This is a genomic window from Bacteroides sp. M10 (genome assembly GCF_014334015.1).
GTDB lineage: Bacteria > Bacteroidota > Bacteroidia > Bacteroidales > Bacteroidaceae > Bacteroides > Bacteroides intestinigallinarum.
Window position 1 is genome coordinate 1,836,912 of record NZ_CP060488.1, and the last position, 12,608, is coordinate 1,849,519.

9 protein-coding genes are annotated in these 12,608 nt (G+C 41.0%); 1 reads left to right on the forward strand and 8 read right to left on the reverse strand.

The features are described from left to right. Window positions 1-29: 29 nt before the first annotated feature. The 6 genes from H8796_RS06605 to H8796_RS06630 form a co-directional block, all read right to left on the reverse strand. The gene (locus H8796_RS06605) at window positions 30-1,631 is read right to left on the reverse strand and encodes a hypothetical protein (protein ID WP_117936463.1); all 1,602 of its coding nucleotides are present in this window, start codon (window positions 1,629-1,631) and stop codon (window positions 30-32) included. Window positions 1,632-1,653: 22 nt separating this feature from the next. Continuing rightward, window positions 1,654-2,232: an SIS domain-containing protein gene (locus H8796_RS06610; protein WP_004310374.1), complete on the reverse strand. Its 579-nt coding sequence runs from the start codon at window positions 2,230-2,232 to the stop codon at window positions 1,654-1,656. Window positions 2,233-2,237: 5 nt separating this feature from the next. Next, window positions 2,238-3,206 (reverse strand): ROK family protein, encoded by a 969-nt coding sequence (locus H8796_RS06615; RefSeq protein ID WP_117936465.1) that lies wholly within the window; start codon window positions 3,204-3,206, stop codon window positions 2,238-2,240. A 5-nt stretch (window positions 3,207-3,211) separates the two neighbouring features. Further along, entirely contained in the window at window positions 3,212-5,614 is a 2,403-nt protein-coding gene (locus H8796_RS06620) for a glycoside hydrolase family 2 protein (RefSeq protein WP_117936467.1), read from the reverse strand. 122 nt (window positions 5,615-5,736) lie between these two features. Next, complete coding sequence (locus tag H8796_RS06625) at window positions 5,737-8,373, reverse strand: family 78 glycoside hydrolase catalytic domain (protein ID WP_117936469.1); 2,637 nt, start codon at window positions 8,371-8,373, stop codon at window positions 5,737-5,739. Window positions 8,374-8,498: 125 nt separating this feature from the next. Then, window positions 8,499-9,509 (reverse strand): LacI family DNA-binding transcriptional regulator, encoded by a 1,011-nt coding sequence (locus tag H8796_RS06630; protein WP_117936471.1) that lies wholly within the window; start codon window positions 9,507-9,509, stop codon window positions 8,499-8,501. 187 nt (window positions 9,510-9,696) lie between these two features. Between H8796_RS06630 and H8796_RS06635 the strand changes: the two genes are divergently transcribed. Then, window positions 9,697-10,338 (forward strand): carbohydrate-binding family 9-like protein, encoded by a 642-nt coding sequence (locus tag H8796_RS06635; RefSeq protein WP_117936473.1) that lies wholly within the window; start codon window positions 9,697-9,699, stop codon window positions 10,336-10,338. A gap of 84 nt (window positions 10,339-10,422) precedes the next feature. On the opposite strand, the gene lpxA is transcribed toward H8796_RS06635, so the two are convergent. Both lpxA and H8796_RS06645 read right to left on the reverse strand, forming a co-directional pair. After that, window positions 10,423-11,193 (reverse strand): acyl-ACP--UDP-N-acetylglucosamine O-acyltransferase, encoded by a 771-nt coding sequence (gene lpxA, locus H8796_RS06640; RefSeq protein ID WP_008641754.1) that lies wholly within the window; start codon window positions 11,191-11,193, stop codon window positions 10,423-10,425. Between the two features lie 18 nt (window positions 11,194-11,211). After that, on the reverse strand, window positions 11,212-12,603 hold the full coding sequence (locus H8796_RS06645; RefSeq protein WP_117936522.1) for a TolC family protein: 1,392 nt from the start codon (window positions 12,601-12,603) through the stop codon (window positions 11,212-11,214). Window positions 12,604-12,608: the final 5 nt, after the last annotated feature.

Here is a 12,608-nt window from a genome sequence, read left to right on the forward strand (position 1 = left end):
TATCCCCACTAAATGGGGTATATATACTTCTATTTTTGTACTAATACCCTGATTGATGAACGAGATAATTTAAGTTTTAGGTTATTCTCTTGCGTGTTGACCGTTTCTGTTGATTCTATCAGATTATCACCTTCCGGTAGGCGTCCTTCCATATATTTGTAGACATTGTATTCTCCATTGGCACCTTCTTTATCATTTTCCAACTGTATCATCTTGTCTTTGTCTGTAGCGTTGGAAAGTACATACGTCCATTTTCCCTCTGTGTTGAGAAAAGCACTTCCGGCTATCAACTCGTCGCCGAGATCCAATGGATATACTTCGTCGCCCTGGCGGACAAAACGTGTCAACAGACTATATGCATAGTATTGAGGACGTACCTCGTAGTCTTCCTTGATTTTGGAATATACATCTGGGTCTTCGGTATAAGCGGATTTTAGATATTTCCATAAACCGAGTTGCTGCATTTCCGAATAGGAGGCATTGCGGTTATAATATTGATCGATCAGACTCCAGTAGCTTACTCCGCAAGCACCGGCATTCAGATAGTTCAGAGCAACGCGGATTAGCTGTACCCCTCGCGTATATGTGTCTATACCATATTGACGGGCACTTCCGTATCCAGGGAAACCGAATTCTCCAACAAAATGTCTTTTACCTCCTGCAGAAGCTATATTTTGACGTTCCCAATTTACGAGAGTCGAATTAGGGGTGTTGTAGTCAAACTTGTATACATGAGAGTTATACAGATCGGCTTCATCGTTTGTGAAAGCGGAAACACAGGCAGCGATATATCCGGGTGTACCGTCTGTATTGTCAGAAAGGTTGAAGTGTACCTTACTGCGTATTCCATCTGCTTTAAACTTGATATCCAGTGCTTTCACCATGGGGGCGTAGGTGTCCTGCCAACCCATGGTTTCAAAATCACCTTGCCACATGATGCGGCCGTAACCTGCTATATGACTGTCAGGTTCATTGAATGGAGTAATTTGATTGATACAGGTATAATGTTTTTCTTCAATCAGGTATTTCACCATTGTGGAGAAGTTTTCTGCAAATTCTTCATAGTTATCTATACCGGCAATCCAACCCGGATTAACGTTATAACTTCGTGCATCACACAAGAAATGCTTTTGACCATTGTTAATGCCTGATAGTAATTCGATATTGGTAATGGCTCCCCATACGACTAATGTCACTCCGATATTATTCTCCTGGGCCAGATCCAATACTTTGTATACAGATTGCATTTCTTCCGAATCAAAAGTGAATTTGCTCATATTCGCGACATTAGGATCGTTGTTGTCATTGGAGGGTTCCCACCATTGTGGCTGCATCATGATTCGGAATTGTTGTACTTTCATTTTCTTTACCCGTTGTACAACTATATTTTCCCAATCTTCAGCCTTTGAACCATCATTGCGGGTGATGTTTTGTGAGAAGAAGTGTGGATCCATCTCGACACCGATAGCATGAACCGGAGTTCCTGTTGAATTCCCTACTGCAACAGGATAATAGTTGCAAGCCGGGCAATCGTCATATTTGTTATAATCATCCGAGCAGGCGGACATTCCCCAAAGTGTGCAAACAATACTCAATAGAGTTTTACTGATATGTGTCATTTTCATTGCCATATTGATTAAATTTAGTAGGTTATTATTCAAAGCCTAATTCTGCCTCAATTGCCTGAATCAGAATGTGGATAACTTTGATGTGAATTTCTTGTATTCTGTCGGAATGTGCTGCTCGTGGCGCGCAGACTGCAATGTCTGCCAGTCGTGACAGTTCATTCTCTCCTTTTGAAGTCAGCGCTATCACTTTCATTCCATTGTTGTGTGCTTGTACGGCAGCTTTCAGTATGTTCTCGGAATGTCCGCTTGTGCTGATGGCCAATAATACATCTCCCTTACATCCCATAGCTTCTACATAGCGGGAGAAGATCTCGTTGAACGAAAAATCATTTCCCACACAGGTCATGTAAGCCGGGTCATTGATTGCAATTGCCGGTAGCGGGATGCGGTTGTTGCGGTAACGTCCGGTTAGTTCTTCTGCAAAGTGGGTGGCGTCACATAAAGAACCTCCATTACCACAGCTGATAATCTTATTTCCGGCTTTTAATGCTTCGGCGCAGGTAGAGGCTGCCTGTGAAATAATCCCGACTGTTGTTGTTTCCTCAAGAAAGCTCTCCAACGTTTGCCGAGCCTCTTCCAGTGTTGTTTCAATAAGCTCTTTCATAATAGTTAATCGGTTAAGTTAGCGGCTACAGAAAGAGCTGCATAATCTCCTATCTGCTCTCCCAAGGCGGCTGGTTTCACTTTACATACTCTGTTTGCACAGGATAATGCTTCCTGATCGATTATCTTTTGCATGATGGGTTCCATCATATTTTTATTCCGGGTATAGATGCCACCTATCACAATGACTTCCGGATTCAAGATATCGATCACCATGGATAATCCTTTTCCCAGATAAATAGCAGACGTCTCATATATGCTTTGGGCTAATTTATCACCTTTGGCAGCTTCTTCAGCCACTTTTCGGGCAGTAAGCTGATCTAGTTCCTGTAAGGTACACCATTCAACTTTCTGTCCGGTCTGCAATTTCTCCATCACATACATTTTGGAGAGTTGAGCAATACCTCCACCGCTGGCAAATCCCTCAAAAGAGCCCTTTTTACCGTAACCTATCGGACCGAAATCCGACAGGCGGATATGTCCCAGTTCTCCGGCATTGTCATTGGTGCCCGTATACAGTTTGCCATTTAATATTAATCCTGCTCCCAGTCCCGTACCGAATGTGAGAAAGACCATATTCTTAGTTCCTTTTCCTGCTCCGAACTTCCATTCGGCTAAAGCACAGGCATTGGCATCATTGTGTAGACTGGTTTTAATGCCCGTCTTTTTTTCCACCATTGCCACAATGGGGATGTTGTCCCATCCCGGTAGGTTAGGGGGAGACATCACGATGCCTGTTTCACTGTTGAGAGGACCTCCGCAACAGATTCCAATCGCTTTTGTGTTAGTAGGGGTTAGCTGGTGGAGGTTCATCATCTTTTCGGTTTCACAGAGAATTCTGGCTATTGTTTCGTCGACTGTGGTCGTATCAAATTTCTTTTTGTCGATGATATGTAGCTCGTCGTTTTCTTTGATACCGTAGATGATGGCGCATTTGGTGCCTCCTACGTCAATTCCTAACAAGTTCTCTTTCATAACTATTATTTTTTAGCGTATAATCCGGTTTTTTGTAACAGCCGCTTGTATTCTTTCAAGTTGAAAGGTGCCTTGCCGTATAGGTAATGATTCATGAATTTCTGATTACCGATCTGGTATTGGATCAGATAGATTCCTTGACCGCTTTCTTCCGGTAGTGAGGCTATTCTGACCTTTTGATTGGCTGGAATACGGAAAGTGCTCTCATAGATTTTACGTCCTGAGGATGCATCTGTTACCGTTACATTACCACTTTGTACGTTGCGTGTGTCATTCGTTCCTATCAGTGGGTAATTTCCGCCTTCTGCATCATTGATTAGTACACAAACATCCTGTTGAACATTCTTGATGAAATAATATGCCATCTTCTTTGAATTGTAGTAGTCAACAATCGCATCAGAGATCACTGGCCATCCATCCCGCAGGTTCCACCAGATAATACCAGTCTTGTCGTCAAACTTCTTTCCACGCCACATCTCTATGAAATATTTCATAGCTTCTGCCTGTACGGATTGAGAAGCGAATATAAAATCATCCAGTTTGGAGGGAACTTCACCAAAAAGTAAACGTACCTGATTAATCATAAGATTATTGCGATCGAATGTCTTTCCCCATTCTGGGAATCTACGAACAGATTTGGTAACCCATTCATCATTCCATTCATGATTTTTTGTCCAGGGATATACGGCATCTTTCGTCATCATTTTCTGGAGACTTTCTAAATTAGGGCAGCCGTGATAGCCGATTTCACTGACAAAGCAGCAGGTAGCATCCGTATAGAATTTGTCTTTGTAATATCCTCTGGGACCCCATAAATGGTTTTCTGGTAAATATTGGTCAGCACTTCCTCTTTCATATACCGCTTGGCTGTAGTAAGGAGAGCTGGGAAGATAAGGGCGAGTAGGGTCAAACTCATAAATAATTGCCGGGAGGACCTTGCGGCTAACTACATCCTGATTTGGATTAATATTAAATGGTTGCAAAGACCAGCGCAGTGCACAATCGTCTTCATTATTTCCTGACCATAAAACGAGTGATGGATGATTACGTAACTTGCATACAACAGAAATGGCCTCTTCTTCCAATGCTTGTGTAAATGAGCTGCGTTGAGGATAGAAAGTGCATCCCATCGTAAAATCCTGCCATACCATAATGCCGTTTTCATCGCATAAATCAAAGAAATGATGATCTTCATACACGTTGCCACCCCAACAACGTATCATATTGCAGTTTAATTCTACAGCCATGCGGATAGATTCGTCTACGAAAGAATGATCCCGGCTATGGAGTGCATCCATGGGTACCCAATTGGTTCCGTGAATAAAAATAGGTTCTCCATTGACTATGAAACAGAATTTACCCGGATGATCCGGTGGGAGGTTGATGTCTGTAATGTCTAGTTGAATCGTGCGGAGGCCTACCCGTTTATTATCTGTTGATAAAATAGTGCCGTCAGAATCTACTAACTCTACTTTTGCATCATATAAAGCCGGTTCTCCATATCCTCTTGGCCACCATAAATCAGCATTCTTGATTTCCATTATATATCGAAATGCTGGGGAAACGACAACAGAGCTTCCTTTATATATTTCTTTCCCATGGCGACTTAATGTATATACGGCTTTCACTTTGTCGAACTTTTCGAAAGGTAGTTTTACTTGTATATCAGTATACAAACGTACATTTCTGGTAGCAGTGTCTACATTGGCGACCATATAGTGAACATCTGTGAGACGTGCCGGATTCAATACGCGTAATTCTACATCTCTCCACAAACCTGCACTGACTAATCGTGGCAGAATGTCCCATCCATAGGTGTGCGGAGCTTTTCTGATGAATACGGATTCTTCAGACGGGAAGTTTCCAATACTGAATGTCCCTAACAGATGTTTTTGTCCTTCAATAACAGATGAACGGAGTATCACTTGGAGTTGATTGCTTTCTCCTGCTTTTATTTCTTTAGTTACATCAAAAGCATGTTCAATCATCATATTTTCTGCTTTGCCAATGTGCTTTCCATTCAGCCATATATCGGCCAGACAGTCTATTCCGGCAAAGAAGAGTTGATATTGTTGTCCTGGTTTTAGTTGTGGCGCTACGAATGATTTGGAATAACACCATTGATAGCCTTCCCATTTGCGTAATTCATTTACATTACTGCCAATCATCGGATCTTTAATTAAGTTGGCAGCCATTAGGTCTAGTTCTACATTACCGGGGACTTGGGCTGATAGATGTTTCACTTCAGCTAGTTGTATGTCCTTGGGCGAAGTTATAGGTTCTTCAGGTTGCATCCAATAAGAGAGTTCCCATGTTCCATTTAAGGAGATGGAACTACCGGAATCGGCAAAAACACCACTTGTACAAGTGAGAAATATCAAAAATAGCAGTGTACTGATTTTATTCATTGTTAATAGATTTGATTGATGGTGTGACAAAGTAACTAGTGTTATATTTTTATAGTATTACATAACGGTCTCATTTTTGCTTCTTTATATACCTCTATTAAACCTCCTTTCTTTTGTTTCAATTAAAATGTGAGTTGATGTTTTCCTGACCTTAAATCTATCTTTTTACCATTATATTCTACTGTTGCATTCGTATTGACTGGGATCGTGACTTTGAGAATCACTTGTTCTCCTTTACGTTCCCATTCAGAACGAATGATTCCGTTTACAGATTTATATTCTGCTTTTACCCAGTCAAGACCTTTTACGAAATGAGGTTGGATAAGAGTATGTTTGAATCCGGGTTTCTGTTCATCATAATTAATGCCTGCCAATACATTGTACATCCATGCGTTAATGTCTCCAAGAAACATGTGATTTACAGAGGCATCTCTAAATTCAGGTGAAAGTATCCATGTTTCTGCCAGTGTAGTGAAACCTTGTTTTATCCAGTTACCCCAAGATGGAGCTTCTTCTTGTGCGGCCATCTGATATGCCAAGTCAGCATATCCATATTTGGAAAGCATCCGCAGGACTGTTTTACTGCCTAAAACTCCAAAATCGAGCAGGTTTTTATTGGCTTTTATCATCGTAGAAAGATTATCTGCAACCTGCTGTTCGTATTCTTTAGGAACGATTCCAAGGTATAAGGCAACTCCTTGTGCTGCTTGCGAACCATTGGCATAAATAGCTTTGGATGTGTCGAAGTATTTGTGATTGATAAGCAATTTCAATTCTTCTGCTTTCTTAGCATAACTACTACCATCTTTTCCAATGAGTTCTGCAAATTTAGCCATATACAGATTGTCTAAATAATAATAGCAGGTAGTGGTGAATTCTGTAGGGGTTTGTGTTTTATGGAATACCCAGTCACCAATTCCGTAAGTTACGGTTCCTTCCGCGTCCTCGCGTCCTGCGAGGTAGGCAAGGTATTTGGTGCATACAGGCCATAGTTTTTCGATGCTTCTTGTATCTCCATAGTAGTGGTAAATTGCCATTGGCACGATAAACATGGCAGCATCCCATACAGGACCTATCCAGTCATCATAGCCCCATCCGGAACTAGGAATGATTCCCGATATACGTCCTTCTTCATTTTGATTATCAATCATATCATCCAGCCATTTTTCATAGAAAGTAATACCATCGAAGTTTAATAATCCTAAATCCATTGTTATGTGTGCATCGGCAGTCCATCCATTTTTCTCTCGTTGGGGACAGTCAGTCGGGATACTCATCAGATTTGATAAGTATGATTGATTAGCAGCTTTCCATATTTTATTTAATAGTTCATTTGAACAACTGAATTTACCAACAGGAGGAACAGCCGTATGTATGAATTGAGCGGTTAAGCTCTCTTTAGTAAGTTTTACAGGACGATCTGAACGAACTTCTACATATTGAAATCCATGATATGTAAAATCTGGAGTGAATGTACCTTGTTTTCCGTCCAATATATAAGTGTCTGTTTGAAAAGCGAGGCTAGGTAATGGTTTGTAGTAAATATCTAAGTTGCGCATTTCCAAGCGTCCGTTATCTTTTAGCAATTCGCCGTGTTGCATACTGACTTTAGTGCCTTTCTTGCCATTGATAGAAAGAGTACAGACCCCTGACATATTAACTCCAAAATCGTATACATAGACTGTATCACCAAAAGAACGCATATTGATTGGAGTGATAAATTGTTCCGTTTCAATAGCAGGCATGCTTTGTGATACTAGTAGGGGAGAAGGGGCAGCCACCTGAATTGCATTTGTCCATTTAGAGTCATCAAAACCCGGTTTGTCCCATCCGGCAATTGCAAGACATGCATCATAGGTATCACCACTATAAATATTGTTTTGTATATAAGGACCGGTACTCGTTTTCCAAGTAGAATCTGAATGGATGGTTTGCTTTTCTCCATTTTTATATAATATCTCCATTTCGCAGATCATTCTTGGGCGGTTACGCCAGCGGGCTTGCTCATAGCTCCATGTTGCTACAGGGGCCGATTCGTTGTAGAATCCGTTCCCAAGTATTGCAGATAGTACGTTCTCTCCTTTGAGCAGTTGCGAAGTGACGTCGTATGTGTTATACAGATTTCTTTTATCATAATGAGTAAACCCCGGATTGAGATGTGATGATGTTATTGATTTACCATTTAATGTCATTTTATAATATGCAGCGGCACTTACATATAATCTTGCTTGTTGTATATCATCTTGAGCGATAAACGACTTGCGCAACATGGGCGCTGGCGTATAATCTTTATCATGATTATCAGTAATCCATACTCCTGTCCAGTCACTTTGGTTGAGTTGAGCTGTTTCAAAACTGGATATAGGAGAGATAATCTTATGTTCCTTTGTTTTATCCCATACTATTACTTGCCAGTAATAACGAGTTCTGGATTTCAATTTTTCTGATCCTTGATAGGTCGCATGAGGAGTGTCAGAGTAAATAGTGTCAGATTGCCAGCTATTATCGGATGAGTTTCTCAAATCTTGTTCCCGGGTGGCGATATATAGCTGATAGCTGTCTTGAGAAAACTCTGTTGCATCTTCATTATTGGTTGTGTAATTCCAGGTAAAACGCGGTGCTGGTGAATCAATACCAATCGGAGAAATTTGATATTCACATCGCATATTTTCAATATCAATGTTGTTACTGCTACATGCCCATACTAGAAGTCCTAATAGAGCCAGCATGTATTTTTCATTTTTAATTTGGAACTTCATAATTCTGTATCTTTATGTTAATAATTAGAGGGCTATTTTCTTTATTATTACATCTGTTAATTTGATATCATTATTTATTCTCACTAAACCGGTTAAGTAAATGAAGAAAAAATATAAAATCACGACTAGGGTAATGAACATGGCAGGACAAGTGTTTCTACTTCTCTCTTTTCGGTCGAATTTTCCAAGCGATATTTGATATCGCCAAGTAGAATCCTTACGGCATTCTTACCGATCTCTTCTATCGGCATTCTTGCGATGTTCATATTAGGTGCTAAGACACGGAATGCTGATACTCCATGAATACAAGCCAATTCATATCCTTTATTTATATTGATTCCTTTTTCATAAAAGTAACGGAATGCTTCCAGAGCCAAAATATGGGTTGTGAAGAAGAACCCATCTACATCAGGTACTTTGCTGAATATTTGATCAAGAGTCTTGAAAACATTCTTCTCATAATCAACAAAGGTCACCTCTCCATATAGATCAGGATCAACGGGTAGGTTGGCTTCAATTAAAGCTCTGGCATACCCTTCTCGTCTCATATTCATTGTGCGGAGATGAGGATTCGTAGTAATAATAGCTATTTTAGATGATCCGTTATCGATCATTTTCTTTACTAACTCGTAGCTACTGCCTTCATTGTCAATAATGATGTAATTTGTCTGCATCTCTGGAAAGTAGCGGTCAAATAAGACTAATGGATAGCCTTCTTTGACTAGATTCTGTATTTCAATTTTAGAAACTTTTGTGGGGGCTACTATAATTCCATCCACCTGTTTCGCTTTGAATAACCGGATCATTCTGTTTTCTCTTTCTATTTCAGATTCAGAGCTACAAATCATTAATGAATAGCCTTGCGCTTCCGCTTCCATTTCTATAGAGCGGGCAACTTTGGAGTAAAAAGAGTCTGTAATATCCGGTATGATTAATCCGATCGTACCCGATATACCCGTATTTAGGCTTCTGGCTAATAAATTAGGCTGGTAATTCAACTGTTTGGCGCATTGAAAGACTTTTTCTTGTGTAGCGAGACTAATGCCTTTTTCATCCCCCTTACCAGAAAGTACCCAAGAGACTGTTGTCTTGGATAATTTTAAGGTTTCTGCTATGTCTTTAAGGGATGTTTTCATAAACAGTATCTATTTAATCGGTTAAGTGATGGCAAATATATGAAAAAATATCTCATTATATAATAGATGAGTAATATTTAACTAAATATTATTTTTTGATGTAATAATTTGCAATTTAAAAATAACATAGAAATAAGGTGTAAACCAAAGAAAGTAACTATATTTGTATCATTCAAACGAAAGATATATGAAAGTAAAGAAAATTAGTGCGGCTAACGTGGAGGCTTGTTCGCTTCCTAAACTATTCGATGAAGAAAAAATAGATTTTCAGCCGATCCAGTGTGTCAATTGGGCTGAATATCCTTACAAACCTAAAGTGAATTTTCGAATTGCTCACACACAGAACTCGATTTTGCTACATTTTAAAGTGAAAGAGGAGAGTGTACGTGCCAAGTATGGAGAAGATAACGGTTCTGTATGGACTGACTCCTGCGTGGAATTCTTTTCCATACCTGCAGGCGACGGGATCTATTATAATATAGAATGCAATTGCATCGGAACAATCTTGGTGGGTGCCGGTCCTGTCCGTAACAACCGGGAACATGCACCGAAAGAAGTGACTGCTCACGTACAACGCTGGTCTAGTTTGGGTAATCAGCCTTTTGCTGAACGCATCGGTGAAACGGACTGGGAAGTGGCTCTTATTATTCCGTATTCTGTGTTCTTTAAGCACCAGATTGATTCGCTCGATGGAAAGGAGATAAAAGCTAATTTCTATAAGTGTGGCGATGAATTGCAGACCCCTCATTTCCTTTCATGGAATCCGATACAGATTGAACAGCCGAATTTCCACCGCCCCGATTTCTTCGGAACATTGGAGTTTGAATAATGAATTGAATCTCTGAATTTGAAGATAAAAAAGAAGGTTGATACTTGAAAAAGTATCAACCTTCTTTATATGAAGTCACTTTGTTTATTTCACAATCCCTCTTTCCGAGTTCTTTACGAAATTTACAATATTCTCGATCTCCTCACTCATAGGAACCTGATCGATGATCTTCTGTACAGCATCCTGAACGCTAAAATTACCCTGATAAATCAAACGGTATGCGTTGGCGATGTGACGGAGGACTCTTTCCGATGTATTGCGATGTTGCGAGAGAACCACAGCGTTTACACCGTGATATGCCACCGGATTTCCTGACATGATAACGTATGGAGGTACATCCTTAGATATACGGCATCCACTTTGTACCAGTGTCCAGCTACCTATATGACAGTATTGGTGTAGGGTAACATTGCCACTTAGAATAGCGCAGTCATCCAGCATACACTCTCCTGCAATGGTAGTACCTATACCTACTACACAGTTATTGCTGATTTGTACATCATGGCAAAGATGCACCTTATCCATCAAGTAGTTTCCATTTCCGATTTTGGTAGCATTGCCGGCAAATGTAGCGCGGCTGATTACCACATTCTCACGAATATCGTTGTTATCTCCGATAATCAGGTTACTTTCTTCTCCTGTGTAGTGGAAATCTTGTGGTTCCGCTCCGAGGACGGCATTCTGATGTACCTTATTTCCTTTTCCCATTTTAGTACCTTGCAAGATACTAGCGTAGGACATGATGACGCAGTCATCTCCGATCTCTACATTCTTTTCAATGTAGGCAAAAGGCAGAACAGTTACATTCTTGCCCAGCTTTGCTTCGGGATCTACGTAAGCTAACGGACTAATCATAATAGTATATGTTTAAAGTTATTCTTCTCTTCCACCACCCAGTGCCTGGTAAAGGCTTACTACTGCCTGCATTCGATCAAAGCAATCAGAAACCTGAGAGATTTGTGCGCTCAGGTAAGACTGTTGTGCAGACAATACTTCCAGGTAGGTTGAGGTCCCTAAGTTAAACAATTCTTTTGTATCTTCCGAAGCTTTTTTAGCAGATTCTACCTGCATTTGGCGAGATTCTACCTTTTCACTGGTCTTTTGGTATAAACTTAGCGCATTGCTAACCTCACTACCTGCATTCAATAAGGCTTGTTGGAAAGATAATTTCGCTTGTTCTTCCTGCGCTTTAGCAGCTTTCAGGCGAGCGATGTTCTGTCCGCGGTAAAACAATGGCTGTGTCAGTGAACCGACAACAGAAGCCAGCAATTTGCCGGGATTAACGATTCCGGCTCCTGAATTGTTTGTCCATCCTGCTGAACCGCTAAGTGTGATTTGCGGATAGAAAGAGGCACGAGCCGAGTTGGTATTATAATAGCAACTAGCCAATGACATTTCGGCTGCTTTTACGTCCGGACGATTGGATAATAGCTGGATAGGCACACCGGCGGAAAGTTCGGTTGGAAGTACTTGTGCTTCCAATTCACCACGCTTGATGGCATGGGGAGCTTCTCCCAAAAGAGTAGACAGTGCATTTTCCGTTTCGCGGATGCTCTGCTCGATATCAGGAATACTGGCAAGTACCTGTGCGTAAGCGGCCTTGCTTTGTTCTACACCGGCTGAATTGATGTTGTATATAGCTCCCTCTTTCATAGCTTCCATCGCTTCGGCATTCTGTTTCAGGATTTCTGCCGTAGCCTTGGTTATTTCCAACTGACGGTCTAACATCATTAATGTATAATACATATTGGCGACGTTAGAAATAACCTGCGTCTGTACTGCCTGGCGGTAAGCCTTCGTTTGCTTCAGAGTAACCTGGGCATTCCGTTTTGCATTCAGTAGCTGACCAAACAAATCAATTTGCCAACTGGCTGTGACAGGTAATGAATAAGTTTTTGTGGCTGCATTCTTGTCGAAGCTGCTAATCGTTCCTTGCGGAGACAATCCCAGTGACGGAGCATAAGCCAAACGTGCCGACATCAGGGATGCTTCTGCCGCTTTCACATTCTGTGCAGCAGACAAGAGGTCCGTATTTTGTTTCAGTCCCGCTTCGATGAGAGACTGGAGTTGCGGGTCGGTGAAGACTTCTCTCCACGGCAGATTACCGAAGTTGGCCGTGTCCGAAACCAGTGTATCATTATCCGCTACCGGATCACGATACAGGCCGGAAGTTGTGATATCTTCGGGTCTGTCATACGACTTATAGATGTGGCAGCTGCTCAAGAGAGCAGTTGCACACAACATATATAGAATCTGTTTCTTCATATCGA

What these genes read in the sequence shown, in the direction of transcription:
- H8796_RS06605 (WP_117936463.1), bottom strand. Translation starts at nt 1,631, where the DNA reads ATGGCAATGAAAATGACACATATCAGTAAAACTCTATTGAGTATTGTT.
- H8796_RS06610 (WP_004310374.1), bottom strand. Translation starts at nt 2,232, where the DNA reads ATGAAAGAGCTTATTGAAACAACACTGGAAGAGGCTCGGCAAACGTTG.
- H8796_RS06615 (WP_117936465.1), bottom strand. Translation starts at nt 3,206, where the DNA reads ATGAAAGAGAACTTGTTAGGAATTGACGTAGGAGGCACCAAATGCGCC.
- H8796_RS06620 (WP_117936467.1), bottom strand. Translation starts at nt 5,614, where the DNA reads ATGAATAAAATCAGTACACTGCTATTTTTGATATTTCTCACTTGTACA.
- H8796_RS06625 (WP_117936469.1), bottom strand. Translation starts at nt 8,373, where the DNA reads ATGAAGTTCCAAATTAAAAATGAAAAATACATGCTGGCTCTATTAGGA.
- H8796_RS06630 (WP_117936471.1), bottom strand. Translation starts at nt 9,509, where the DNA reads ATGAAAACATCCCTTAAAGACATAGCAGAAACCTTAAAATTATCCAAG.
- H8796_RS06635 (WP_117936473.1), top strand. Translation starts at nt 9,697, where the DNA reads ATGAAAGTAAAGAAAATTAGTGCGGCTAACGTGGAGGCTTGTTCGCTT.
- lpxA (WP_008641754.1), bottom strand. Translation starts at nt 11,193, where the DNA reads ATGATTAGTCCGTTAGCTTACGTAGATCCCGAAGCAAAGCTGGGCAAG.
- H8796_RS06645 (WP_117936522.1), bottom strand. Translation starts at nt 12,603, where the DNA reads ATGAAGAAACAGATTCTATATATGTTGTGTGCAACTGCTCTCTTGAGC.